At 65.6% G+C, this 22,968-nt stretch carries 19 protein-coding genes and 2 pseudogenes; 13 read left to right on the plus strand and 8 right to left on the minus strand.

The genetic code is table 11. From position 1 onward, the window contains the following. Positions 1 to 276: 276 nt before the first annotated feature. On the plus strand, positions 277 to 1,875 hold the full coding sequence (locus EET10_RS00890) for a FadD7 family fatty acid--CoA ligase (RefSeq protein ID WP_036395038.1): 1,599 nt from the start codon (positions 277 to 279) through the stop codon (positions 1,873 to 1,875). Positions 1,876 to 1,880: 5 nt separating this feature from the next. On the opposite strand, the pseudogene EET10_RS00895 reads toward EET10_RS00890, so the two are convergent. The 3 genes and pseudogenes from EET10_RS00895 to EET10_RS00905 form a co-directional block, all read right to left on the minus strand. After that, a pseudogene (locus tag EET10_RS00895) lies at positions 1,881 to 2,369 on the minus strand (DUF2231 domain-containing protein). Between the two features lie 8 nt (positions 2,370 to 2,377). Then, positions 2,378 to 4,525, minus strand: a complete 2,148-nt coding sequence (locus EET10_RS00900; protein WP_036394919.1) for an elongation factor G-like protein EF-G2 — start codon at positions 4,523 to 4,525, stop codon at positions 2,378 to 2,380. A 317-nt stretch (positions 4,526 to 4,842) separates the two neighbouring features. After that, positions 4,843 to 5,250 carry a TIGR03668 family PPOX class F420-dependent oxidoreductase gene (locus EET10_RS00905; protein WP_036394922.1) on the minus strand — a complete coding sequence of 136 codons (408 nt, stop codon included), beginning with the start codon at positions 5,248 to 5,250 and terminating at the stop codon, positions 4,843 to 4,845. An 80-nt stretch (positions 5,251 to 5,330) separates the two neighbouring features. On the opposite strand from EET10_RS00905, the gene EET10_RS00910 reads away from it, so the two are divergent. From EET10_RS00910 to EET10_RS00930, 6 genes and pseudogenes are all read left to right on the plus strand, one after another. Further along, positions 5,331 to 5,774: a nuclear transport factor 2 family protein gene (locus EET10_RS00910; RefSeq protein ID WP_063467293.1), complete on the plus strand. Its 444-nt coding sequence runs from the start codon at positions 5,331 to 5,333 to the stop codon at positions 5,772 to 5,774. 196 nt (positions 5,775 to 5,970) lie between these two features. After that, the gene (locus EET10_RS00915) at positions 5,971 to 7,044 is read left to right on the plus strand and encodes a S1C family serine protease (protein WP_036399281.1); all 1,074 of its coding nucleotides are present in this window, start codon (positions 5,971 to 5,973) and stop codon (positions 7,042 to 7,044) included. Between the two features lie 109 nt (positions 7,045 to 7,153). Then, a complete protein-coding gene (treS, locus tag EET10_RS00920; RefSeq protein WP_122502716.1) occupies positions 7,154 to 8,968 on the plus strand; it encodes a maltose alpha-D-glucosyltransferase in 1,815 nt (604 codons plus the stop codon). Then, a pseudogene (locus tag EET10_RS32095) lies at positions 8,965 to 9,036 on the plus strand (hypothetical protein); the annotation flags it as partial. The gene treS and the pseudogene EET10_RS32095, both read left to right, overlap by 4 nt. 29 nt (positions 9,037 to 9,065) lie before the next feature. Next, positions 9,066 to 10,424 (plus strand): maltokinase N-terminal cap-like domain-containing protein, encoded by a 1,359-nt coding sequence (locus EET10_RS00925; protein WP_122501822.1) that lies wholly within the window; start codon positions 9,066 to 9,068, stop codon positions 10,422 to 10,424. A 93-nt stretch (positions 10,425 to 10,517) separates the two neighbouring features. Beyond that, on the plus strand, positions 10,518 to 11,204 hold the full coding sequence (locus EET10_RS00930; RefSeq protein ID WP_122501823.1) for a YoaK family protein: 687 nt from the start codon (positions 10,518 to 10,520) through the stop codon (positions 11,202 to 11,204). Between the two features lie 89 nt (positions 11,205 to 11,293). Here the strand turns inward: EET10_RS00930 and ag85C are convergent, their stop codons facing one another. Beyond that, positions 11,294 to 12,289 (minus strand): diacylglycerol acyltransferase/mycolyltransferase Ag85C, encoded by a 996-nt coding sequence (ag85C, locus tag EET10_RS00935; RefSeq protein ID WP_122501824.1) that lies wholly within the window; start codon positions 12,287 to 12,289, stop codon positions 11,294 to 11,296. Between the two features lie 540 nt (positions 12,290 to 12,829). On the opposite strand from ag85C, the gene EET10_RS00945 reads away from it, so the two are divergent. Beyond that, entirely contained in the window at positions 12,830 to 13,285 is a 456-nt protein-coding gene (locus tag EET10_RS00945; RefSeq protein WP_036399276.1) for a MaoC family dehydratase, read from the plus strand. A 74-nt stretch (positions 13,286 to 13,359) separates the two neighbouring features. Here EET10_RS00945 and EET10_RS00950 read toward each other — a convergent pair whose 3' ends face one another. The 3 genes from EET10_RS00950 to EET10_RS00960 form a co-directional block, all read right to left on the minus strand. Beyond that, complete coding sequence (locus EET10_RS00950) at positions 13,360 to 14,658, minus strand: acyl-CoA dehydrogenase family protein (protein ID WP_036399759.1); 1,299 nt, start codon at positions 14,656 to 14,658, stop codon at positions 13,360 to 13,362. Between the two features lie 163 nt (positions 14,659 to 14,821). After that, positions 14,822 to 15,043, minus strand: coding sequence for a hypothetical protein (locus tag EET10_RS00955; RefSeq protein ID WP_036399275.1), 222 nt, complete (start codon positions 15,041 to 15,043; stop codon positions 14,822 to 14,824). 373 nt (positions 15,044 to 15,416) lie between these two features. Then, positions 15,417 to 16,514 (minus strand): F420-dependent hydroxymycolic acid dehydrogenase, encoded by a 1,098-nt coding sequence (locus EET10_RS00960; protein WP_036399274.1) that lies wholly within the window; start codon positions 16,512 to 16,514, stop codon positions 15,417 to 15,419. Positions 16,515 to 16,705: 191 nt separating this feature from the next. Here EET10_RS00960 and EET10_RS00965 point away from each other — a divergent pair, with 191 nt between their 5' ends. The 3 genes from EET10_RS00965 to EET10_RS00975 all read left to right on the plus strand — a co-directional run bounded on the left by EET10_RS00965 (position 16,706) and on the right by EET10_RS00975 (position 19,920). Next, on the plus strand, positions 16,706 to 17,311 hold the full coding sequence (locus tag EET10_RS00965) for a GNAT family N-acetyltransferase (protein WP_036399272.1): 606 nt from the start codon (positions 16,706 to 16,708) through the stop codon (positions 17,309 to 17,311). Between the two features lie 71 nt (positions 17,312 to 17,382). Next, on the plus strand, positions 17,383 to 17,724 hold the full coding sequence (locus tag EET10_RS00970) for a hypothetical protein (protein ID WP_036399757.1): 342 nt from the start codon (positions 17,383 to 17,385) through the stop codon (positions 17,722 to 17,724). Between the two features lie 84 nt (positions 17,725 to 17,808). Next, positions 17,809 to 19,920: a catalase gene (locus EET10_RS00975; RefSeq protein ID WP_036399270.1), complete on the plus strand. Its 2,112-nt coding sequence runs from the start codon at positions 17,809 to 17,811 to the stop codon at positions 19,918 to 19,920. On the opposite strand, the gene EET10_RS00980 is transcribed toward EET10_RS00975, so the two are convergent. Further along, entirely contained in the window at positions 19,921 to 20,595 is a 675-nt protein-coding gene (locus EET10_RS00980; protein WP_036399269.1) for a TetR family transcriptional regulator, read from the minus strand. Positions 20,596 to 20,664: 69 nt separating this feature from the next. Here EET10_RS00980 and EET10_RS00985 point away from each other — a divergent pair, with 69 nt between their 5' ends. Together EET10_RS00985 and EET10_RS00990 are read left to right on the plus strand one after the other, a co-directional pair. Further along, the gene (locus EET10_RS00985; protein ID WP_063467290.1) at positions 20,665 to 21,738 is read left to right on the plus strand and encodes a ferredoxin reductase; all 1,074 of its coding nucleotides are present in this window, start codon (positions 20,665 to 20,667) and stop codon (positions 21,736 to 21,738) included. Positions 21,739 to 21,764: 26 nt separating this feature from the next. After that, positions 21,765 to 22,865: a fatty acid desaturase family protein gene (locus EET10_RS00990; RefSeq protein ID WP_063467289.1), complete on the plus strand. Its 1,101-nt coding sequence runs from the start codon at positions 21,765 to 21,767 to the stop codon at positions 22,863 to 22,865. Positions 22,866 to 22,968: the final 103 nt, after the last annotated feature.

Here is a 22,968-nt window from a genome sequence, read left to right on the forward strand (position 1 = left end):
GGCGACTCCTCGTGTCTGAGGGGGGACCGGAGCGCTCCCCGCCGCGGATGTCTCGGTCATCACTTTGTTCCAGTGCCCGGGCTGTGTCCAAGACCAGGTCGCTATTCAGTGATTTACGTTGTCTATCGACCGTGGCCGCAGGCGGCTTCCGGGGCGCATTCGATAGGTTCCGGCTATCGAGCGGTAGCGGATCGGTATTGGACAAGCAGCGTTGTCACCGGCAGGGTGGCCATCAGTAACCGATCCGGCACCGGCAACACCCGAGAGGAGCGTGCGATGTCATCGATTGCCAAGGCGGTGGCGCAACAGTTCACGGCCGATGCTTCCACCGAATCGTCGAGTCCGCGGATTGTCGATCTGGTGATGGTGGCGGCGACACGGCGGCCGGAGGCCGTCGCGCTCGTCGTGACCGCGGACCGCGTCGCGATCAGCTACCGCGACGTGATCCGGTTGGCCGACGACCTCGCCGGGCAGCTGACCAGAGCCGGTCTGTTGCCGGGCGACCGGGTGGCGCTGCGTTCAGGCAGCAACGCCGAATTCGTCATCGCACTGTTGGCCGCATCGCGAGCCGATCTTGTGGTGGTCCCGTTGGATCCGGCGTTGCCCGTCAGCGACCAGCGCGCCCGCGCCGAGGCTTCCGGAGCGCGCGTGGTGCTGGTGGACGGCAGCGGCCCCGACAACGGGGAAGATCCAGCGGTCCGGTGGTGGCCGGTGGCGGTGAGCGTGGGCCACGATGACGGCGCCCTGTCGGTCCGTTTGGAGGCTGCCGGGGAACCGAAGCCGGTCCCGTCCGCACCCGAGGGGCTGCGGCCCGACGATGCCATGATCATGTTCACCGGCGGGACGACGGGCCTGCCGAAAATGGTCCCATGGACCCACGGAAACATCGCCAGTTCGATCCGGGCGATCATCGCCGGGTATCGGCTGGGCCCGCAGGATGCGACGGTCGCGGTGATGCCGCTGTATCACGGCCACGGCTTGATGGCCGCGTTGCTATCGACCCTGGCGTCCGGGGGCGCGGTGTTGCTGCCGGCGCGCGGAAAGTTCTCGGCGCACACCTTCTGGGACGACATCGACGCGGTGCGGGCCACCTGGTACACGGCGGTGCCGACCATTCACCAGATCCTGTTGGAGCGTGCCAAAACTGAATCGTCCGGCACCAAAGCCGCCCTGCGTTTCATCCGCAGCTGCAGCGCCCCACTCACCCCGGAGACGGCGCAGGCGCTGCACGCAGAGTTCAGCGCGCCGGTGGTGTGTGCGTTCGGGATGACCGAGGCCACCCACCAGGTGGCCACCACAGGGCCCGACGAGGATGAAAACCCTGCTGTGTCAACAGGTCTGGTGGGCAAGTCGACCGGGACCGAGATCCGGATCGTCGGGTCCGGCGGCGCGCCCGTCGGCCCCGGCGAGGTCGGCGAGGTCTGGCTGCGCGGCCCCACCGTGGTGCGTGGCTACCTCGGCGACCCGAAGATCACCGAAGCCAACTTCACCGACGGTTGGCTGCGCACCGGCGATTTGGGGACCTTGTCGGCCGACGGCGACCTGAGCATCCGTGGCCGGATCAAAGAGCTGATCAACCGGGGCGGCGAGAAGATTTCGCCGGAGCGTGTCGAGCAGGTGCTGGCCACCCATCCCAACGTGTTGGAACCGGCCGTCTTCGGCGTTCCCCACCCGCTCTACGGCGAAGCCGTCGCGGCGGTGATCGTGCCTCGTCAACCCGCGCCGACTCCCGAAGAACTCACCGAGTTCTGCCGGGAACGCTTGGCGGCCTTCGAAATTCCCGCCACCTTCGAACTGGCGCGCGAGCTGCCGCACACCGCGAAAGGTTCGCTCGACCGCCGCGCCGTGGCCCAACAGTTCGGTGCGCCGGCGTAACCCGGTCACCGCGACGACGCGACCGAACCCCACGCCGCTCGCGCGCCGGAGTCGCCGACGCGATACGTCTGGACCAGCGTGGCGGCAGCAGCGGCCACCACCAACAGCGTGACCACCAGTTGCGCAGCGCGCTTCACCGCGCGTCCGCGCACCAGGCGAAGGTGGACGACCGCCAGCGCGACCACCGCCAGCCGCCAGCGCAGCCGCGAAGTAGGACAGGGTTTGGCCGAGGTTCGCGTGGCTGTCGATCGCCGGCGACTAGCTTCGCTTAGCTTCGCTTAGCCGAGCTTGCCGGCCAACCACTCGCCGGAATCCGCGGTCAACGGGGTCACGATGAGGGTGATGACGGCCAGGGCCAGAGTCGGCCAGACCAGTCGTTGGCGGGCGGGCGGCCACAGCGCGCACATGATCGCCAGGATCGCCGTCAACGGACCCAGCACGACGACCAGATGGTTGAGCAATATGTGGGCCGGTAGTCCGTCAACCGTCGACATGAGGCCGGCTACGCGGTTGACTTCACCCGGGCCGCAGCGGATTCCGGCATCGGTTCGTATCGGGCGAACGTGCGGGTGAACGATGCGGCGCCGTGGGCGAGCGAGCGCAAGTCGATGGCATACCGGGTCAACTCGACCTGAGGCACTTCGGCTTTGACTACCGTGCGTTCGTTGGCGGCTGTCTCGGTACCCAGCACGCGGCCGCGGCGCCCGGACAGGTCACCCATCACCGCGCCCACGAAGTCGTCGGGCACCAACACCGAGATCTCGTCGATCGGCTCCAGCAGAATCACCTTGGTCGCAGCGGCCGCATCCCGCAACGCCAGTCCACCGGCCATCTGGAAGGCGAAGTCGGAGGAGTCGACGCTGTGCGCCTTACCGTCGAGCAGGGTGACCCGCAAGTCCACCACCGGGTAACCGGCGAGCACGCCCTTTTCCATCTGCGCCCGGACGCCCTTCTCCACGCTCGGAATGAATTGGCGTGGCACCGCGCCACCGACCACCTTGTCGACGAACTCGAAACCGGAGCCCTCCGGCAACGGCTCCACCTCGATGTCGCACACCCCGTACTGGCCGTGCCCGCCGGATTGCTTGACGTGACGGCCGTGGCCTTTGGCCTTGCCGGCGAACGTTTCCCGCAGCGGTACCCGCAGCTCCACGGTGTCCACGGTGACGCCGTACCGATTGGCCAGCCCGTCGAGAACCACGCCGGCATGCGCCTCGCCCATGCACCACAGCACGATCTGGTGGGTCTCCTGGTTCTGCTCGATCCGCAATGTCGGGTCTTCGGCGGCAAGACGGCCCAAGCCGACCGACAATTTGTCCTCGTCGGTCTTCGCGTGCGCCTGAATCGCGATGGGCAGCAATGGCTCCGGCATTGTCCAGGGCTTCAGCACCAACGGCTCGGCCTTGTCCGAGAGGGTGTCACCGGTTTCGGCGCGGCTCAGCCTGCCGATGGCGCAGATGTCGCCGGCCACCACCGCGGCGGCCGGCCGCTGCTGCTTGCCCAGCGGGAACGACAACGGTCCGATGCGTTCGTCTTCGTCGTGGTCGGGGTGGGTGTTCGCCGACCCGTTGGGGCCGCCGAAAAAGGACGAGAAATGGCCTGACACATGAACAGTGGCGTCGGGCTTGATGGTTCCGGAGAACACCCGCACCAGGCTGACCCGGCCGACGTAAGGGTCGGACGTCGTCTTCACCACCTCGGCGAGCAACGGCGCGTTCACGTCGCAGGCCAACCCGGCGTGTGCGGCACCCTGCGGGGTGAACACCTCCGGTAGCGGGTGCTCCATCGGAGACGGGAAGCCGCGGGTGGCGACCTCCAGCAGTTCCAGGGTGCCGACGCCAGTGCCGCTGCACACCGGGATCACCGGGAAGAACGAACCCCGGGCAACGGCCTTCTCCAGATCCTGGATCAGCACGGCTTCGTCGATATCCTCGCCGCCGAGGTAGCGCTCCATCAACGACTCGTCCTCGGACTCCTCGATGATCCCTTCGATCAGGCTGCCGCGGGCCTCCTCGATCCGATCGGCGTCCGAGGGGTCCGGGGGTCGCGCCGTGCGCTTGCCGCCGGAGTACTCGTAGTGGATCTGTGACAGCAATCCGATCAGGCCGTCACCGGCGGGAAGGTACAGCGGTAAGACTTTGTCGCCGAACGCGTCCTGGGCGGCGGCCAGTGCTTCGGGATAGTTCGCCCGGGCGTGATCCAGCTTGGTGATCACCACTGCGCGCGGCATGCCGACCTGGCTGCATTCCTGCCAGAGCGACTTCGTGGGCTCGTCGACGCCTTCGTTTGCCGCGATCACGAACAGCGCGCAGTCCGCGGCTCGCAACCCGGCGCGCAGCTCACCCACGAAATCGGCGTATCCAGGGGTGTCGACGAGGTTCACCTTGATGCCGTCGTGCGACAGCGAGGCCACCGCGAGCCCGACCGAGCGCTGCTGGCGGATCTCCGCGTCGTCGTAGTCGCAGATCGTGGTGCCGTCGGTGACCGATCCCGGCCGGGACAGCACTCCGGCCGCGACCAGCAGGGCCTCGACGAGGGTGGTCTTGCCGCCGCCTGATGGCCCCACCAGAACCACGTTGCGAACGGCGTCCGGGCCATCCGCGGTGGGCGCGGCTGCCGCCCCCTGGGAGGCACTCGCTCTGTCGGCCATGACTTTCCTCCAGTTCTTCCGGGTATCAGGAATCCAAGCCCGCCCACTCCCGTAAGCGGTGTGTTCCAGCCCACAGGACGCACCCACAGGACGCAGTAGCAACTTTTCCCCCAACCGCCGCTCAGCACAAGGCCCGGCCGATGCGGCGCAGCGCAGGTGCGGCGCCGTCGTCGACCCCCGGGTCGGCCGATGCCGCTACCCGCCGAAGACCACCTCCTCGCCAAAAGCGATAGCGCATGCGCTGGCGCTTCTCAAAATCACGCCAATGCTTCCCTAGCCGGTACCGGTGTGACCTGTGTGGCTAGCGGGGTGTCTGATCAGCCGTGCCAGCTGGACCACCGTCGCACTGACACGGTGACGACCGGCCCGTCCAACGGAATCGACTGGTACTGAGGGTATTTCGTACGCAGCAGCCGGTATCCGGTGTGCATGGCCGCGCCGTCGTGATGGATCGCGGCGACTCCGTCGGCCCTCACCCACCACAACTGCGCCCAATCGTCGTCGTAATGATCCACGAGCAGGCTTACGTGCGGAGTGCTCTCGATATTGGTGAGGCGCTGCAGCCGCCGGGTTGTTTTCGGCTTCGCGTCGACGGCGGTGAAGATGAGGTCCCGGTCCACCGCGAAAACCACCGGCACCAGGTGCGGCGTGCCCGCGGGCGTGATCGTGGCCAGCCGCGCCACCGGGGATTGCGTGAAGGCGGCCTTCGGGTCGAATTCGCCCACCGGCCCAGCCTAAAGGCCGTGCTGCCGCGCGGCTCGGGCCGATCGCCGCGGAAACCTCGTCGCCGGGCTACCGTTACCCCATGCCGGCGGAGACGCAGATCGCCAATCTCCTCTACCGCTATGCGGAGTGCATCGACGCCGGCGACCTGGACGAGGCGGCCGCGCTCTTCGAGCACGCTCGCATCCGGATCGACGCTGCAGGCCACGACACCATCGATGCGGCAGGGCTGCTGAGTATCTGGAAGTCGCTGATCGTCGTGTATCCCGACGGGACACCGCGAACCAAGCATGTGGTCACCAATCCGATCATCGAGATCGACGGGCACGCCAAAACCGCGCAATGCCGCAGTTACTACACGGTGCTGCAGCAGACCGAGGACTTTCCGCTGCAGGCCATTGTTGCGGGCCGCTATCACGACCGCTTCGAATGCGTCGAAGGCACCTGGCGTTTTTCCTACCGCGACCTGACCCTCATCGACATGGTCGGTGATATCAGTCACCATCTGAGTTATCGCATTACTTAGGCCCAAGAGGGGCCTAGAAGGGGCCTGGGAGAGGCCCAGCACAAGGTATAGGCAATATGTGCAATTTTGCCCGCCCAAAGCCTTGAGACCTGCCGAGGTGGGTATTTGGACTACGGTAGATGTAGACAAAGTTGTGCTGCCCGGACCTTAAGGCTGGGACAATTCAGCTTCTTCCCCCGACGCAGGAGGTTACGGGATGAGCAACGATCGCCACCGCCCGGTGAGGTGGTCATGGCTGGTCGCCATTTTGGCCGTGCTCGGATTGGGTCTGGCCACACCGACGCCGCCCGCATCGGCGGCGCCGTCCACATTCGCGCTGGACCGGTTCGCCGATTACCCGGCGCTGCCGCTCGACCCGTCGGCGTTGGTCGGCCAGGTAGGACCGCAGATCGTCAACATCAACACCAAACTGGGCTATAACAACGCAGTTGGAGCCGGCACCGGCATCGTCATCGATCCCAACGGTGTCGTGCTGACCAACAACCACGTGATTTCGGGCGCCACCGACATCAGCGCGTTCGACGTCGGCAACGGCCAAACCTACGGCGTCGACGTGGTCGGCTACGACCGCACCCAGGACATCGCGGTGCTGCAGCTGCGGGGTGCGGGCGGTCTGCCCACCGCCGCGATCGGTGGCGGGGTGTCGATCGGCGAGCCCATCGTCGCGTTGGGCAACACCGGCGGGCAGGGCGGAACGCCGCGTGCGGTGCCCGGGCGGGTGGTCGCCCTCAACCAGACCGTCCAGGCATCGGACGCGCTCACCGGTGCCGAAGAAACGCTCAACGGCCTGATCCAGGTCGACGCCGCGATCCGGCCCGGCGACTCGGGCGGGCCGATCGTCAACAACCAGGGGCAGGTTGTCGGTATCAACACGGCCGCTTCCGACAACTTCCAACTGTCCCAGGGCGGGCAGGGCTTTGCCATTCCGATCGGCCAGGCGATGGCGATCGCCAACCAGATCCGCTCCGGAGGTGGCTCGCCCACGGTGCACATCGGGCCCACCGCCTTCCTCGGCCTGGGTGTCGTCGACAACAACGGCAACGGCGCCCGGGTTCAGCGAGTGGTGGGGACCGCACCCGCCGCGTCGATCGGCATCTCCAACGGTGACGTGATCACCGCCGTCGACGGCGTCGCGATCAGCTCGGCCACCGCCTTGTCGGATGTGCTCAACGGGCACCATCCCGGCGACGTCGTCTCGATCAGCTGGCTGTCCAAGTCGGGGGTTGCGCGTACCGAGAACGTGACGCTGGCGGAAGGGCCGCCAGCCTGATCTACGCGGCGATGATCACTGCCGGCCGGTCAATTCGGTTGGCGCCGGCAGTGATTGACTGCATGGTTCCCGAAGTTCCGCCTCGGGTACTCGTGGCATCGTGGAGTTGATGAACGACGCGAGAGAAGCCCCGCGGCACGATCCTACGCACCATCCCGCCGAGGGCAGCCATGTCGAAGGAGGTGTGGTCGAGCACCCCGATGCCAAGGATTTCGGCAATGCCGCCGCGCTTCCTGCCGACCCGACCTGGTTCAAGCACGCCGTCTTCTACGAGGTCCTGGTCCGGGCTTTCTACGATTCCAGCGCGGACGGTTCGGGTGATCTGCGAGGGCTGCAGGACCGGCTGGACTACCTGCAGTGGCTGGGCATCGACTGCATCTGGCTGCCCCCGTTCTATGACTCACCGCTGCGTGACGGTGGCTACGACATCCGCGACTTCTACAAGGTGCTGCCCGACTTCGGCACCGTCGACGACTTCGTCGCTCTGGTCGATGCCGCCCACCGCCGCGGAATCCGGGTCATCACCGACCTGGTGATGAACCACACCTCGGAATCCCATCCCTGGTTCCAGGAGTCCCGCCGCGACCCCGACGGCTCGTACGGCGACTACTACGTGTGGAGCGACACCAGCCAGAAGTACACCGACGCCCGGATCATCTTCGTCGACACCGAGGAGTCGAACTGGACGTTCGACCCGGTCCGCCGCCAGTTCTACTGGCACCGTTTCTTTTCCCACCAGCCGGACCTCAATTACGACAATCCGGCCGTTCAAGAGGCGATGATCGACGTCATGCGCTTCTGGCTGGGCCTGGGCATCGACGGGTTCCGGCTGGACGCGGTGCCCTACCTCTTCGAACGTGAGGGCACCAACTGCGAGAACCTGCCCGAGACACATGCCTTCCTCAAGCGCGTCCGCAAGGTGGTCGACGACGAATTCCCGGGCCGGGTGCTGTTGGCCGAGGCCAACCAGTGGCCGGCCGACGTCGTCGAGTACTTCGGCGACGCCACCACCGGCGGCGACGAATGCCACATGGCCTTTCACTTCCCGCTGATGCCGCGCATCTTCATGGCCGTCCGCCGCGAGTCGCGGTTCCCGATTTCAGAGATCCTGGCGCAGACGCCGCCGATACCCGATATGGCGCAATGGGGGATCTTCCTGCGCAACCATGACGAGTTGACGCTGGAGATGGTCACCGACGAAGAGCGCGACTACATGTACGCCGAGTACGCCAAAGACCCGCGGATGAAGGCGAACGTCGGCATCCGCCGCCGGCTGGCGCCGCTGCTGGATAACGACCGCAACCAGATCCAGTTGTTCAATGCGCTGCTGCTCTCGTTGCCGGGCTCGCCGGTGCTGTACTACGGCGACGAAATCGGCATGGGGGACGTGATCTGGCTGGGGGACCGCGACGGCGTGCGGACCCCGATGCAGTGGACACCGGACCGTAACGCCGGGTTCTCCACAGCCAATCCCGGCCGGCTCTACCTGCCACCGAGCCAGGATCCGGTTTACGGCTACCAGGCGGTCAACGTCGAGGCCCAGCGCGACACCTCGACGTCACTGCTGAACTGGACCCGGACCATGCTTGCGGTGCGGCGGCGCCACCAGGCGTTCGCCGTCGGGTCCTTCCAGGAACTGGGCGGGTCCAACCCGTCGGTCCTGGCTTTCGTGCGGGAAACGCCGGGCAGGGATGCCGGAGATGGCAGGGATGGCAGGGATGGTGATGTGGTGCTGTGCGTGAACAACCTCTCGCGGTTTCCCCAGCCCATCGAACTGAACCTGCAGCAATGGAACAACTACACCCCGATCGAGCTCACCGGGCATGTGGAATTCCCCCGTATCGGCCACCTGCCCTACCTGCTGACCCTGCCGGGTCACGGCTTCTACTGGTTCCAGTTGTCCAGAACCGAGGAGAACGCATGATCGGTACCGGCGCCGATGCGGTGGGGGTACCGCCCGCTTGCGGGGGGCGTAGCGATGTGGGGGTACCACCCGCTTGCGGGGGAGAGGAGCGGCGCACATGAGCCTGCCGGCCAAGCTGCCCTGGTCTGAGTGGCTGCCACAGCAACGGTGGTATGCCGGACGCAACCGCGAGCTGTCCTGCGCTGAGGTCAGCGTGGTCGTCCCGCTGAAGGACGATCTCGACCTGGTGCTTGTCGATGCCGACTACGCCGATGGTTCGGCGGAGCGCTACCAGGTGATCGTCGGTTGGGACGCCGCGCCGGTGTCCGAGTACAGCACCGTGGCAACGATCGGGGCCGCGGACGACCGGACAGGCTTCGACGCCCTCTACGCCACCGAGGCGCCGCCGTTTCTGCTGTCGTTGATCGACGCGTCAGCGGTTCGCGTTGCCTCCGGCGTGGAAGTGACATTCGCCAAAGAACCAGACATCGAATTGCCGTTGAACGCGGCGCCGCACGTCTCCGACGCCGAGCAGAGCAACACGAGCGTCATCTTCGATCGGCGCGCGATCTTCAAGGTGTTTCGGCGGGTTTCCAGTGGCATCAACCCCGATATCGAATTGAACCGGGTGCTCGGCCGTGCCGGTAACCCGCACGTAGCACGGTTGCTGGGAACCTACGAGATGGCCGGGCCGGACGCCGGCAGTTCGTCGGCCGGTGAGCAGGCGTGTCCGCTGGGCATGGTGACCGAATTCGCCTCCAACGCCGCCGAGGGCTGGGCGATGGCCACCGCCAGCGTCCGTGACCTGTTCGCCGAGGGTGACTTGTATGCCCACGAAGTCGGTGGAGACTTTGCCGGCGAGTCTTACCGGCTCGGCGAGGCGGTTGCGTCGGTGCACGCCACCCTGGCCGATTGCCTGGGAACGGCCCAGGCGCCATTCCCGGTGGACACCGTGCTGGCGCGGCTGTCGTCGACCGTGGCGGCGGTTCGGGAACTGGAGGGGTACGCGGCGACGATCGAAGAGCGAATCCAAAAGCTCGCCGGCGAGACCATCACCGTCCAGCGGATCCACGGCGACCTGCACCTGGGACAGGTGCTGCGGACCCCCGAGAGCTGGCTGTTGATCGATTTCGAAGGTGAACCCGGTCAGCCGCTCGACGAGCGGCGAGCACCTGATTCGCCGTTGCGCGACGTGGCCGGTGTCTTGCGCTCCTTCGAGTACGCCGCCTACGGGCCGTTGGTGGACCAGGCCACCGACAAGCAGTTGGCCGCCCGTGCCCGCGAATGGGTCGAGCGTAATCGCACCGCGTTCTGCGAAGGCTATGCGGCCGCATCGGGTACCGACCCCCGGGATTCGGTGCAATTGTTGGCCGCCTACGAACTGGACAAGGCGGTCTACGAGGTGGGCTACGAGGCCCGGCATCGGCCCGGATGGCTTCCGATTCCGTTGCGGTCGATCGCCCGGCTGACCGCCTGAGCTGGGCTTTCCGCCGTTGCCCGGCGTGGGTCTGGGAGCTGGGGTGACTGGCTGATCTCTGCGGACTCCGAGCGTCTCTGGAAGCATGCTCGTGTGCAGAAAGAGATTTACGACAGCGAAGCGAGGTTGTCCTGGGTGCTGGCGGTGCTGGCCGGAGTGTTGGGGGCGACGGCATTCACCCATTCCGCCGGCTACTTCGTGACTTTCATGACCGGCAATGCGCAGCGAGCTGTGCTGGGAGTATTCCGCGACGATGTGTGGCTGTCGATAACCGCGTCGTTGTTAATCGTGTGCTTTGTCGCCGGTGTGGTGGTTGCCTCGATATGCCGGCGCCATTTCTGGGTCGATCATCCGCACGGCCCCACCGTGCTGACCACCTTCAGTCTGGTGTCGGCCACCGCGCTCGACATTCTCCTCGGTGGATGGGAACAGACCCTTCTCGATTTCGTCCCGATTCTGTTCGTGGTGTTTGGGATCGGCGCATTGAACACGTCGTTCGTCAAGGATGGCGAGGTGTCGGTGCCGTTGAGTTACGTGACCGGCACCCTGGTCAAGATGGGGCAGGGCATCGAACGTCACCTGGCCGGCGGGAAGGTGGAGGACTGGCTCGGCTACTTCTTGCTGTACGCCAGCTTCAGCTTGGGCGCCGCGGCCGGAGGCGTTATCAGCTTGGTGGTCAGCGGATCCCAGATGCTGGCGGTGGCGACGATCGTCTGCGCGGTCACCACCGGGTACACGTACTTCCACTCCGACCGGCGTGCGTTGTTGAAGGAATCCTGACCCGGATCAGCTGGTGAGCACAAAAAACATCGGCAGCAGCGCTGGCCGTGTGCGCTGCTGCCGATGCTGGCTTGTGTCTCAGCCGGCTCTCACGTGGCAGGTGCGGTGGGCCCGTTGAGCACCTGCAGCATGTCCGGCTTCATGGCGACCAATTGCTGGTTCCAGTAAGGCCATGAATGCGTTCCGTTCGTCGGGAAGTTGAACACCCCGTTGCGGCCGCCCGAGGCCAGGTAGGTGTCCCGGAAGGTTTGGTTGGTACGCAGCGTCAGGCCTTCGAGGAACTTCGCCGGCATGTTGTCGCCGCCGAGATCGCTGGGGGTGCCGTTACCGCAGTACACCCAGACTCGAGTGTTGTTGGCGACCAGGCGCGGAATTTGAACCATCGGGTCGTTGCGCTTCCACGCCGGGTCGGTGGACGGGCCCCACATGCTGTTGGCGTTGTATCCGCCGGAGTCGTTCATGGCCAGACCGATCAAGGTTGGCCACCAGCCCTCGGACGGGTTGAGGAACCCCGACAATGAGGCGGCATACGGGAATTGCTGCGGGTAGTAGGCGGCCATGATCAGCGCCGATCCACCCGACATCGATAGGCCCACCGCCGCGTTGCCGACTGGTGTAACGCCCTTGTTGGCCTGCAACCAGGCGGGCATTTCCCTGGTGAGGAAGGACTCCCACTTGTAGGTGTAACTCTGACCGTTGCCCTGCGAAGGCTGGTACCAGTCGCTGTAGAAACTGGACTGACCGCCGACGGGCATGACGACCGACAGGCCGGATTGGTAGAACTCCTCGAACGCGGGGGTGTTGATGTCCCAACCGCTGTAGTCGTCCTGTGCGCGAAGACCATCTAACAGGTAGACGGAATGTGCTCCGCCGCCTTGGAATTGGACTTTGATGTTGCGGCCCATCGACGGCGACGGGATCTGCAGGTACTCGACCGGAAGCCCCGGCCTGGAGAATGCGGCCGCGGGCGCCGAGCCGCCGACGGCGCCGACTACACCGGATAACAGGGCGGCCCCCACTGCCGCGATACCCAGCCAGCGGGGCATGGTTTTCGCTGCGCCACACAGCTTTTCAACGAACTTCATGGCTTGTAACCCATCCCAACTCTCGTCTGCCGCAAATCGCGGTCGAACCTGTCTTGGGCGAGTGAAACACAGCAGGGCGCCGCGACGGGTCTGTCGCCGCCGAAGCGGGACATCGCGGTTGGCTAACGATTGGGCGTCGGCCCGGAATCGGCTCGTCCAGTTAACAATTGGCTGTCAACTCGATTGAGGGTCGCGTCTCGTTCAACGGGACCGCGCGGCGGCGGCCGACGAGCTTTCTCTCTAGGTCATGCGAAATGACGCTGTTTGTGGTGTGGGCAGGCGGGGCTACGGTGCCGAGCACACTGGCGCGACGACGGCAGCCGACTTCGTGATCGTGATCATGCACTACCAGCCTGCCGTGAACACGGCCACCAACCTACTGAGAATGGTTGGCGGACCTCAAGCCGCGATCGACGCAACGCATATTGAGGGCTACCGAGGCTTCCTCGGCCGCGGTAGCTGATCTGGGGTACTTGGTGCGTCCGGCATCGGCAGCAGCCGCACCCGATCTATGCTTACCCCCGATCAGAGGAGACATTCATGCGCACCTTCGAGTCCGTTGCCGACCTGGCCGCCGCGGCGGGTGAGACCATCGGTCAGAGCGACTGGGTGACTATCACTCAAGAAGACGTCAATCTATTTGCCGATGCCACGGGTGACCACCAATGGATCCACGTGGACCCGGAACGAGCGGCCAAAGGCCCGTTCGGCAAGACCATTGCCCACGGCTTCATGACGCTGTCACTTCTGCCGCGGCTGCAGCATGACATGTACACGGTCAACGGGATCAAACTGGCAATCAACTACGGACTCAACAAGGTTCGCTTTCCCGCGCCGGTGCCTGTCGGGTCCAGGGTACGGGCGCAGAGTTCGTTGGTCGGCGTCGAAGACCTCGGGAACGGCGCCGTACAGGCCACAGTGTCGACCACGATCGAGATAGAGGGTTCGCCCAAGCCCGCATGCGTGGCCGAAAGCGTCGTGCGCTACATCTCGTGAGCGCTGTCGCGCGAGACATAAAACCAAGGCCAGGTTTTTCCCCCGTGGCGTGTTCGTGGTGTGCCCGGTCGCCGTCAGAACTCGGCGACCGCATGCTCCAGGCGCTCGGCCAGCCGGGCCTCGGCGGCCGCCCGGCGAGTCGGGATGTGCTGCGATGGGAAAGGTGTTGTCACCGGCTCGTATTCGCGCAGGGTGCGCCGCGCCACCGTCATCTTATGCAGCTCAGTGGCGCCATCGGCGATTCCCAGTGATTCGGCGCCGACCATCATCTTGACGAACGGCATCTCGTCGGAGACCCCCAGCGCGCCATGCAGGTGCATGGCGCGCTGCGCCACATCGTGCAGCACCTGGGGCATCGCGACTTTGACCGCCGCGATGTCGCGGCGCACCTTCTGGTAGTCGTGATGTTTGTCGATCAGCCACGCCGTTCGCAGCACCAGCAGCCGGAACTGTTCGATCTGGATCCAGCTGTCGGCGATTTTCTCTTGGGTCATCTGGAAGTCGGCCAATCGCCCATGTCTGGTTTTGCGTGATACCGCGCGCTCACACATCATGTCGAAGGCCCTGCGCGCCAGGGCAATTGTTCGCATCGCGTGGTGGATGCGGCCACCTCCGAGTCGGGTTTGCGCGATCGTGAACGCCTGGCCTTCCCCGCCCAGCACATGATCTGCCGGCACCCGCACGTCGTTGTAGCGGACGTAGCCGTGGCTGGCATGCCCGGAAGACTCCGAGCCCACGCCGACATTGCGCACGATCTCGATGCCGGGTGTCTCACCAGGAACGATGAAAAGCGACATCTTCTCGTGGGTATGGGCCTCGGGGTTGGTGACAGCCATCACGATGAAGAACGACGCGTGCTTGGCGTTGGTGGAAAACCACTTCTCGCCGTTGATGATCCAGTCACCTGAGCTGTCGCGGGTCGCAGCAGTGACGAACAGGCCGGGATCCGAGCCGCCCTGAGGTTCGGTCATCGAGTAGCACGACGTGATCTCGCCGTCTAGCAGCGGCTGCAGGTAGCGCGCTTTCTGTTCATCGGTGCCGAAGAGTGCAAGGATCTCGGCGTTGCCGGAGTCCGGCGCCTGGCAGCCGAACACCGACGGCGCCCACCGCGAGCGCCCGAGGATCTCGTTGAGCAATGCCAGCTTGACCTGGCCGAACCCCTGGCCGCCGAGTTCCGGCCGCAAGTGTGCGGCCCACAGCCCCTGGTCCTTCACCTGTTGCTGCAACGGCCGCAGGACCGCCATCATCTCGGGATTCCTCTTGTCATACGGATCGAGCGCGACGAGATCCAGCGGTTCGACCTCGTCGGCCATGAATTTCTCGACCCAGTCGAGTTTCGCCTGGTATTCCTGCTCTGTTTCGAAATCCCACACCGTCGCCAACCGTTCCCCGGCGCCGCGTCGCACCGGCATCGTTGATGGAGCTACCCCATCGTAAGGGCGGTGGTGGGTCTAGCAAGGCCGCAACGTCCGCGGTCTCGGATCGCGGCCACAGTTTTCGCGTCACGACCCGGACCGCACCAGAATCCCCGAATAATCAGAGTCTTTGTGCGAGAAGCTGTTTAGCCAGTTCGGCACCCTTACGGCTGTCGGCCTGCGCCTTGCGGAACAAGTCGGCCGTCTCCCGGTCGCCGTCACGCTCGGCGTCTTCGATGGAGGTCTCGAGCCGCAGCGCGTTGTCCAGGCACTGTTCGGTGTACCAGATCAGGTTGTAAGTCTTGTCGCGGGTACCGGTCACATCACCTGTTTCGATGCTCACCGTTGGTCCTCCCTCCGTCGGTATCGTTGCGATGGTAGTGAGCTACCGATCCGCGTCATGTTCAAACGGCTTCGACGGAGGCGATTTCCGTTGGTGGATAGGCACTTCGGCTTAGCTTTGCTAAGCAACGCCGCAATTATCTGGGTGTGGCCTCGGATCAGCCGAGGGGGGCTGGCCGCTGCCAGCGGCCGCGCGCCGGGCTCGAAGTCACATCTGCCACAGGTGTCTCTGGGAAGGTGCTACTGATTGTGCCCGCCTGGGAGCGACAAGCCCAGGCCCGCAAGAGAATTATCGCGGGCGTGCGAGCGTGGAAGACCATCCGGATCTATTTTTAGGGGGCACCCGTCCGGGATTGCGGATCAAGGCCGGTTCGCTAGCCCAGCTTGGGCAAGACGTTGGTGCCGTAGAACTCGATGGCGACGGTGGGGTCGTCCTGTGGAAAGTGCAGAAACGGTATGGCACCGGCATCGATCACCGCCTGTACCGCACCGATATGGGTCGACGGGTCGGTGCCGACGGCCCAGTTGGCGAGCACCTTTTCGATCGGGTTCGACTCGGCGGCACGCTGGATCTCTACCGGGTTGGGTTGGTCGACGGCCCCGGCGGTAAATCGCCACAGTCCGGCGGCCCGGGTGGCCGCCGTGTGGTCACCGACGACTGCGAACAGCTCGGCACGCTTGCCGAGAGTTGCGGGGTCGCGCCCGGCGGCTTGTGCGCCCGCGGCGAACGCGGCGAGCAGCCGCGGATTCTTGAGGTCGCCGGCTTGGGTAATCCAGCCGTCCCCGTGCCGGCCGGCCAGCGCCGCGCTTTTGGGACCGCTGGCGGCCACGAAGATCGGCGGTGGCGTGGCGGGAAGGTCGTAGAGTTTTACAGCGTTCGTCTGAAAATAGCGTCCGTCAAACGAAATTCGCTCACCGCTCCACAGCTGGCGGATCAGCCTGATGGCCTCGACCAGCCGGTCGTGACGCTCCCGGTAGGAACCGAACGTGTTGGTGGCGGCCTGTTCGTTGAGTCGCTCACCAGTACCGAGCCCTAAGAACACCCGTCCCGGACTCAGCATTGCCAACGAGGCGAAAGCCTGGGCCACCGTGGCCGGATGATAGCGGTAAGTAGGACAGGTCACCCCGCTGCCGAACGAGACACGACTGGTGCTTTGACCCACTAATGCCAAGGTCAGCCAGGGAAACATCGAGTGCCCCTGATTGTCCTGCCACGGCTGAAGGTGGTCACTTGCCCACACGTACCCAAACCCGGCACTTTCGGCGGCGCGGGCTTGTGCCACCAGCTGATCGGTGCGGAACTGTTCGTGCGACAACACGACTCCAATGCCGCTGGCCGGCGACGGCGGGGGGCCGGTCGACTCGCCGGTCGACTCGCCGCGGGTGCCGCACCCAGCCGACATTGCGCCGGTCCCCAGCACGCCGGTCCCGGCGGCCACTCGTGCGAACGTCCGTCGAGAGATCCCGGTCATCGGCTCCGACAACCCCTCATGCGACCTGTCACACCATCGAGCTTGCCTCACGCTCGCCGGGCCGCGACAGCCGTCGGCGCACGGGCGCGGTTGCGCACGGAGCCGCGCCGAAGCGACCGACCAGCATGGCCGATGAGGCCCCCAAGGAGGCGAATTGGCCGACCCGTCGGCGCTACCACTAGTTTGGGCTGGTGACCCCCCAGGCGCGCCCAGCGCACAAGGCCGACATCCGCGATCTGTCCCGCACCCTGGCTCGCGCCTTCTATGACGACCCGGTGATGACGTGGTTGCTTCCCCACGACAAGTCGCGGCTTGCGCACCTGCATCGGGTGTTCGCGACGATGACCCGCCACCACCATCTGGCCCGCGGCGGCGTCGAGGTGACGTGCGAGGGCGTCGGCGTCGGCGCGGCCGCCCTGTGGGATCCGCCGAATCAATGGCGGGAGACCCGCCGGGCGGAGCTGGCCATGACCCCGGCATTCCTGCGGGTGTTCGGCTTTCGCGGAGCGACCGCACGCGCGGTCCAGGAGGCGATGAAGCGCGCGCATCCCGAAGAACCGCACTGGTATCTGGCCGTCATCGGCAGCGACCCGGGTGTGCGCGGGCGGGGCTTTGGTCAGGCCTTGATGCGGTCGCGGCTGGACCGCTGCGACGCCGAGTACTGCCCGGCCTATCTCGAGTCCTCGAAACCCGAAAACATCCCGTATTACGAACGTTTCGGCTTCACCGTCACCGGCGAGATCATGCTTCCGCACGGCGGGCCGCCGATTTGGCCGATGTGGCGCGAACCGCGCTGAGCATCCCGGCCGGGCCCAAGCCGGTCCGGCGGGCCGGTTTAGCGGGTGAACGCTGCGGGCAACCGTTGCCAATGGCTACCGGCGAGCTGACCGATCCCGCGGACTTCCCCGAGGAAGGCGGTCCCGGCGATACGCTCAACCCGAACGAATCCACCGACTCCGACCAGCTCCGCAACGACGACGGCGACATCGTGGTGGACCCACCCGTGCACTGGAGCGAGGCCGACCGGTTCGGCATGACGGCGCGCGAGGGGCGTGAAGGTCAATCCCTCGACGACCGACTCGACGCCGAAGAACCGGACCGGCTGGACGGCTCGTGGGAGCAGGACGGCCCCGGGCGTGCCCATCGAGGCCAAATCGACGGTACGCCCGAGGACGGCGACTCGTTCTTCGAGGTCGTCGATGACGAGTGACGGTCCCGCAGCATAGCGGACCAGTCGTTTGCCGCGGTCTCAGCCGGGTACCCAGGTGCGGAATTCCTACCGCTGGAGGGACGAATGGCAGCCAACGACTCCAACCGCAAGCAGCGCCAGCTTGACGACTGCCGGGTAGCCGGGAGCACCGGGTACCTGACCACGCAGCAGGGCGTGCGAGTGGACCATACCGACGATGCACTCACCGCGGGCGAGCATGGCCCCACCCTGCTCGAGGACTTCCACGCGCGGGAAAAGATCACTCACTTCGACCACGAGCGCATCCCCGAACGGGTCGTGCATGCCCGCGGCGCCGGAGCCTACGGATACTTCGAACCCTATGACGATTGGCTTGCCGAATACAGCGCGGCGCAATTCCTCACCACGCCGGGTAAGCAGACGCCGGTCTTCGTCCGGTTTTCCACCGTGGCCGGGTCACGCGGCTCGGCGGACACGGTGCGCGATGTCCGCGGATTCGCCACCAAGTTCTACACCGAACAAGGCAACTACGACCTGGTGGGCAACAACTTCCCGGTGTTCTTCATCCAGGACGGCATCAAGTTCCCGGATTTGGTGCACGCCGTTAAACCCGAGCCGCACAACGAGATTCCGCAGGCGCAGTCGGCCCACGACACGCTGTGGGACTTCGTGTCGCTACAGCCGGAGACCCTGCACACCATCATGTGGCTGATGTCGGACCGGGCGCTGCCGCGCAGTTACCGGATGATGGAGGGCTTCGGCGTACACACCTTCCGCCTGGTCAGCGCCGACGGTCAGGGCACTTTCGTGAAGTTTCACTGGAAGCCACGCCTTGGCGTGCACTCGCTGGTGTGGGACGAGTGCCAGAAGGTGGCCGGCAAGGACCCCGACTTCAACCGGCGCGACCTGTGGGAAGCCATCGAGGCCGGCCAATACCCGGAGTGGGAGTTCGGGGTGCAGCTGGTTGCCGAAAGTGACGAGTTCAACTTCGGCTTCGACCTGCTCGACGCCACCAAAATCATTCCGGAGGAACAGGTTCCGGTACGCCCCGTGGGAAAGATGGTGCTCGACCGCAACCCGGACAACTTCTTCGCCGAAACCGAGCAGGTGGCCTTCCACACCGCCAACGTGGTGCCCGGCATCGACTTCACCAACGACCCACTGCTGCAGTTCCGCAACTTCTCCTACCTCGATACCCAGCTGATCAGGCTGGGCGGCCCCAATTTCGCGCAGCTGCCGGTCAATCGGCCGGTGGCCGAGGTGCATAACAACCAGCGCGACGGCTACGGCCAGCACACCATTCCACGCGGCCGGTCAAGCTACTACAAGAACAGCCTGGGTGGCGGCTGTCCGGCGCTGGCTGACGACAACGTGTTCCGGCACTACACCCAGAAGGTCGACGGTCACAAGATCCGCCGGCGGGCCGAAAGCTTCCAGGATCACTACAGCCAGGCGCGGATGTTCTGGAAGAGCATGTCTGCCGTCGAGGCCAAACACATTGTCGCCGCGTACGCTTTCGAGCTCGGCAAGGTGGAAACACCGGAAATCCGTTCACGTGTCGTGGATCAGCTGAACCGAGTGGACCACGACCTGGCGATCCGCGTCGCCGGGGAGCTGGGGTTGCCCGCGCCCGAAGGAACGGACAGGGAGGGCGCTGAAATGCCTCCGTCCCCAGCGCTGTCGCAACTCAACACCGTCACCGACAGCATCGAAACACGCAAGATCGCCGTGCTGGCCGCCGACGGCGTCGACGTGGTGGGCACCCAGACCTTCATCGAGGCGATGCGGCAGCGCGGGGCCATCGTAGAAGTGTTGGCGCCCAAGGCCGGTGGCATGCTGTCCGGCGGATCCGGCGGCGAACTCCCGGTGGACCGGGCGATTACCACGATGTCGTCGGTCCTCTACGACGCGGTCGTGATACCGTGCGGACCCGACGCCGTCAAGGCTCTGTCCGAAGACGGCTACGCGATGCATTTCGTCACCGAGGCCTACAAGCACCTCAAGGCGGTGGGGGCCTTCGGTGCGGGCGTCAAGTTACTGCCCAAGGCCGGGATATCCGAGAAAACCGCCGAGAGCACCGACGCCTTCGCCTCCAACGGGGTGATCACGACCAAGGCGGCGGCCGACGACCTGTCCGACGACTTCGCCGAGGCATTCGCCAAAGTGCTTGCGAAACACCGTGTTTGGGAACGACAGACGGATAGCGTTCCCGCCTGATCAGGGCCTGCTTTTCCAGCCGGCGACACCGATCGCGATCATCCGCAGCTGCTTGACGGCGATTCGGTGGATCTCTTCTAGTGCCTCGGCACTCTGGGCATCCTCGATTGCTTCGGCGATCACGATCATCGCGTTGACGAACAACGTCGCCAGGATGTTGAGGTCCTCGGTGCTCCATTCGTTGAGCCCCGGGAAGCGGGCCAGGTCGGTGGCCAGCTCGGAGGTGATCAGCCGGATTTCGGTGCGGATGGCGTAGCGCAGCACGGATAGTCCGGTGGAACGCTCCCTGACGATGAAACGCCAGTGTTCGCGTCTATCGGCGACGCTGCCCACCAGGATCTCCACGGACGACTCGATGACCCGGTTGGGGTCCAGCTTGCCGGCGCGCGCCCCGCGTAACGTGTCGCGCAGGGTGCGAAACGACTCGTCGATCAGGACCAGCCCCAGCGCCTCCATCGACTCGAAGTGCCGGTAGAACGCTGCCGGCACGATCCCGGCCTCGCGGGTCACCTCGCGCAGGCTCAGACCGCTGAAGCTGCGGTCCTGCAGCAGTTTGAGCGCGGCGGCGACGATGGCCCGCCGGGTGGCTTCTTTGCGCTCTTCTCGCGACACGGTCGCGCGCGCCCGGTCCTTGCCGGACCGGTGTGAGCGTGAGCTAGGAGTACGGTCGTTCACTATGTGAACCCTACCACAGACCTGCAGAAACACTTGACGAGCTGCTGACTCTCGACGCACCGTGTACATATGTTCACTCAAACTTTAAGCCAAGCCGTTGCGAAGCGAGTCCTGGGTTCCGACCTGGTCGACCTGCTCACCGGTCCGCACGGCGTCGACCGCTACACCGAGCTGGTGGCGCCGACGTGGACGCTGGGTGAGGCCCGCGCCAAGATCATCCAGGTGCGGCGCGACACGCCGCGCAGCGTCACGCTCACCCTCGCTCCCAACGACACCTTCACCTCCACTAACACCGTCAAGGCCGGTCAGTACGTCAACCTGACCGTCGACATCGACGGTCGCCGGCACACCCGCTGCTATTCACCGGCCAATGCCGAAGGCAGCCCGACCCTCGAGCTGACGATCGGCCACCACGACGGCGGGCTGGTCTCGACCTACCTCTACGAGCGCGCCCGCCGCGGCATGGTGGTCGGCCTGGCCGGTAGCGGCGGCGACTTCGTGTTGCCGGCGAAGCGGCCGCGCCGCGTGCTGCTCGTCTCCGGCGGCAGTGGCATCACCCCCGTCATGGCGATGCTGCGCACGATGGTCGCCGAGGGCCATCAGGGCGAGATCGCTTTTGTGCACTACGCGCGCACGCCTGCGGAGGCGTGCTACCGCGACGAGCTGCGCTCGATACGCGGAGTGCGGGTGTTGCACGGCTACACCCGCTCCGGCACCGGTGATCTGGTGGGCCGCTTCGGCGCGGACCACCTGGCGGCGGCCATGCCCTCGCCGGATGCGGTGTTCGTCTGCGGCCCAACGCCGTTGGTCGAAGCGGTGCGCGAGCACTGTGACAACGTGTTCACCGAGAGCTTCGTCCCACCGGTATTGGCGGCGCCGGCCAGCACCTCGGGAGGCCGGATCACGTTCGGCGACAGCGGGATTGACGTCGCCGACGACGGCCGTTCGCTGCTCGAGCAGGCGGAGTCGGCCGGCCTGACCCCCGAGAACGGCTGCAGGATGGGCATCTGCCACACCTGCACCCGGCGCAAGACCTCGGGCACCGTGCGAAACCTGGTCACCGGGGCCATTTCCACGGGTCCCGACGAGGACGTGCAGATCTGTGTCTCGGTCCCCGTCGGCGACGTCGACCTCGCGCTATGACCCCCAACATCTCAAGGAGTTCTGACATGACACCCAACAAGATCACCCTCACCCCCGAACGGGCCGACGCGTTCGGCCGCGAACTCGACGCCATCAAGGAACGCGTCATGGCGGACCTTGGCGAACAGGACGCCGACTACATCCGCCGCGTCATCAAGACGCAGCGCGCCCTGGAAGTCGGCGGACGACTACTGCTGTTCCTGCCGCCGGCGTGGCTGCTGGGAACCGCGATGCTCGGGGTTTCGAAGATCCTGGACAACATGGAAATCGGCCACAACGTCATGCACGGCCAGTACGACTGGATGCGTGACCCGGCCATCTCGGGGCGTTCTTTCGAGTGGGACACGGCCTGCCCGGCCGATCAGTGGCGGCATTCGCACAACTACATGCACCACACCCACACCAACATCGTGGGAATGGACCGCGACATCGGCTACGGCATCCTGCGGATGAGCGAAGACCAGCCCTGGGAGCCCTACTTCCTGGGCAACCCGGTCTACGCATTCCTGTTGATGGTGCTGTTCCAGTACGGCGTCGCACTGCACGAACTGGAATCCGAGCGCATCCGGGCCGGTGAGATCCGGCTGGCCGACAAGCGCGACGTCTTGCGGGCGATCTGGAAGAAGACGCGCCGGCAGACCCTCAAGGACTACGTCGCCTTCCCGCTGCTGGCCGGGCCGTTCGCGCCGTTCGTCTTCACGGGCAACCTCACGGCCAACCTGATGCGCAACGTGTGGTCGTACATGATCATCTTCTGCGGCCACTTCCCCGACGGCACTCAGGAGTTCACCGCCGAGGAAACCAAGAACGAGTCCCGTGGTCAGTGGTACTTCCGCCAGGTCCTCGGTTCGGCAAATCTCACCGGCGGCAAGCTGTTTCACCTCCTGTCCGGCAACCTGTCGCACCAGATCGAGCATCATCTGTTCCCCGACATGCCGGCCCGGCGCTACGCCGAGGTCGCCCCGGAGGTGCGGGAGATCTGTGAGCGCTACGGCATCCCCTACAACCGCGGCCCGCTGCCCAAGCAGTTCGCCACGGTGGTGCGCAAGATCGTGAAGCTCGCCTTCCCGGGGCGTGCGCCGCGTCAGGCCACTGTGAAGGAAACGGTCGCGCTGTCGGTGGCGTGACGCTCATCGAGCCTGCAGTGACGCCGTCGAGCCTGCGCACAGCGCGTGCCTTCTTCGGCAGCAGGTAGCGCTGGGCGCAGTCTCGATGCGAAACAAAGTTGTC

Source organism: Mycobacterium pseudokansasii (assembly GCF_900566075.1).
Taxonomy (GTDB): Bacteria; Actinomycetota; Actinomycetes; order Mycobacteriales; family Mycobacteriaceae; genus Mycobacterium; species Mycobacterium pseudokansasii.

Excerpts from the sequence above, each read along its gene's own strand:
- EET10_RS00890 (WP_036395038.1), top strand. The coding sequence starts at position 277 with ATGTCATCGATTGCCAAGGCGGTGGCGCAACAGTTCACGGCCGATGCT.
- EET10_RS00925 (WP_122501822.1), top strand. The coding sequence starts at position 9,066 with ATGAGCCTGCCGGCCAAGCTGCCCTGGTCTGAGTGGCTGCCACAGCAA.
- EET10_RS00945 (WP_036399276.1), top strand. The coding sequence starts at position 12,830 with ATGCGCACCTTCGAGTCCGTTGCCGACCTGGCCGCCGCGGCGGGTGAG.
- EET10_RS00960 (WP_036399274.1), bottom strand. The coding sequence starts at position 16,514 with ATGACCGGGATCTCTCGACGGACGTTCGCACGAGTGGCCGCCGGGACC.
- EET10_RS00975 (WP_036399270.1), top strand. The coding sequence starts at position 17,809 with ATGGCAGCCAACGACTCCAACCGCAAGCAGCGCCAGCTTGACGACTGC.
- ag85C (WP_122501824.1), bottom strand. The coding sequence starts at position 12,289 with ATGAAGTTCGTTGAAAAGCTGTGTGGCGCAGCGAAAACCATGCCCCGC.
- EET10_RS00915 (WP_036399281.1), top strand. The coding sequence starts at position 5,971 with ATGAGCAACGATCGCCACCGCCCGGTGAGGTGGTCATGGCTGGTCGCC.
- EET10_RS00910 (WP_063467293.1), top strand. The coding sequence starts at position 5,331 with ATGCCGGCGGAGACGCAGATCGCCAATCTCCTCTACCGCTATGCGGAG.
- EET10_RS00990 (WP_063467289.1), top strand. The coding sequence starts at position 21,765 with ATGACACCCAACAAGATCACCCTCACCCCCGAACGGGCCGACGCGTTC.
- treS (WP_122502716.1), top strand. The coding sequence starts at position 7,154 with ATGAACGACGCGAGAGAAGCCCCGCGGCACGATCCTACGCACCATCCC.
- EET10_RS00985 (WP_063467290.1), top strand. The coding sequence starts at position 20,665 with ATGTTCACTCAAACTTTAAGCCAAGCCGTTGCGAAGCGAGTCCTGGGT.
- EET10_RS00900 (WP_036394919.1), bottom strand. The coding sequence starts at position 4,525 with ATGGCCGACAGAGCGAGTGCCTCCCAGGGGGCGGCAGCCGCGCCCACC.
- EET10_RS00970 (WP_036399757.1), top strand. The coding sequence starts at position 17,383 with ATGGCTACCGGCGAGCTGACCGATCCCGCGGACTTCCCCGAGGAAGGC.